Raw genomic sequence first — 1671 nt, 5'->3', positions numbered from 1 at the left:
ACTCCTCCGACACGACAATCCTTTCCGCTGAAGCAGGCCGCCTCAGCTTGTCGGATCACCGCCCCGCCCACAAGATCGCTGACAGTCCCCCTGAGTGTCGTTGCAGTACTAACCCACAAAATCTAAGGATCATCATGCGCTACACCACATTCGGACGACGTTCAGGCCTGCGGGTCTCCGAGTACGCCCTCGGCACGGGGAACTTCGGGACGGCTTGGGCCAGCGGCACGGGCGCCGCGGAGGCCCGCGTCATCTTCGACCGGTTCGCCGAGGCCGGCGGCACGTTCCTCGACACCGCAGGCATGTACCAGGCTGGCGAGTCCGAGGCGATCCTCGGCGGCCTCCTGGGCGCCGACCGCGATCACTTTGTCGTGTCGACGAAATACGGTGCCAGCGATGCGACGGAGCCACACGTCTCACGGACCGGAGGTGGGCGAAAGAACCTCGTCGCGTCGGTGGAGGCAAGCCTGGCACGGCTGGGCACGGACTACCTCGACCTGCTGTGGGTCCACTTCCCCGACGGCGTCACCCCGATCGACGAGATCGTCCGCGGGATGGATGATTTGGTGCGCTCCGGCAAGGTCCATCACGTCGCGCTCTCGAACTTCCCGGCGTGGCAGGTCTCCGCCGCGGCCACCCTGGCGGACATGCGCGGCTGGGCGCCGATCGTCGGCATTCAGACCGAATACAGCCTCGTCGAACGAACGGCCGACCGCGAGCTCATGCCGATGGCCGAAGGGTTCGGATTGGCCGTGAACCTGTGGTCGCCTCTCGCCGGCGGACTACTGACGGGCAAGTACCGCACCGGTGGTGAGGGTCGGGCGACTGATCCCAGCCGGTTCGTCATTCCAGAGTCCGGCCAACGGACCGCCGTCATCGACGAGGTCCTGACAGTCGCGAAGGAGACCGGCGCGAGCGCCGCCCAGGTATCGATGGCCTGGCTACGTGAACGCGGCAATCGATCTGCCGCGACTTTCATTCCGATCGTCGGGCCGCGGACCCTGGCTCAGCTGGACGACTACCTCGCTGCACTCGAGGTGACATTGACCGCCGAGCAGTACATGCGGCTCGACGAGGTCAGCGCCGTCGAACTGGGTGTCCCGCACTGGATCAACTCGCAGGTTCGCCCGAACCTCCTGGGTGGTGACGCCGGCCGGTTCGTCGGTCCGGTTACCCCGATCGTCTGACAGCGGTAGATCAACTTCCGGTCTTTGCGTCGCCGACTTCACCGGTGCCGGGTTCTCGGCGGTGGGGGCTGCCCGCCGTCACCGCCCTGGCCGAGGTGCACTGTAGGTTCCGGGGCCCGGCGCCATCTCAAATATTCGCTGGCCTGTGCTCATACGGGTTTGTCTCACGCCCATCCTCAACCATATGTCTCACGAACAGCGTCAGCTGGCCGATTGCGACGAGTGAGAAACCGCTGCCCGCCATCGCTTTCAACCAAGACCCGGGTATGCAGATCTTCGACGCTCAGGCGGACCTTCTCAGCGACTGCTGCCAGCTGCGCTGACGGTCCAACGCCGAGGTCGGCGACCAGCTGCTCAAGCGTCTGAAACACCTTTCCCAGTCCCTGCCTTAAGAGCGTGTCTTATGTGGGTAGTTTCTTGTAGCAGGTGATCGCGGCTGCGAGTTGTAGAAAGGCTGCGAAAAGATGGCCGTGGCGTTCGTAGC

General features: G+C 64.6%; 1 protein-coding gene. It reads left to right on the top strand.

The features are described from left to right. Positions 1 to 1187 (top strand): aldo/keto reductase (locus tag AB0H42_RS35640; protein ID WP_357064275.1); only part of this gene is annotated, 1187 nt, incomplete at its 5' end. Positions 1188 to 1671 lie beyond the last annotated feature (484 nt).

It is taken from the genome of Nocardia sp. NPDC050799 (genome assembly GCF_040654015.1).
Lineage (GTDB): Bacteria > Actinomycetota > Actinomycetes > Mycobacteriales > Mycobacteriaceae > Nocardia.
The sequence above is the reverse complement of the archived record's forward strand: the minus strand, read 5'-3'. Positions and strand labels throughout refer to the sequence as shown.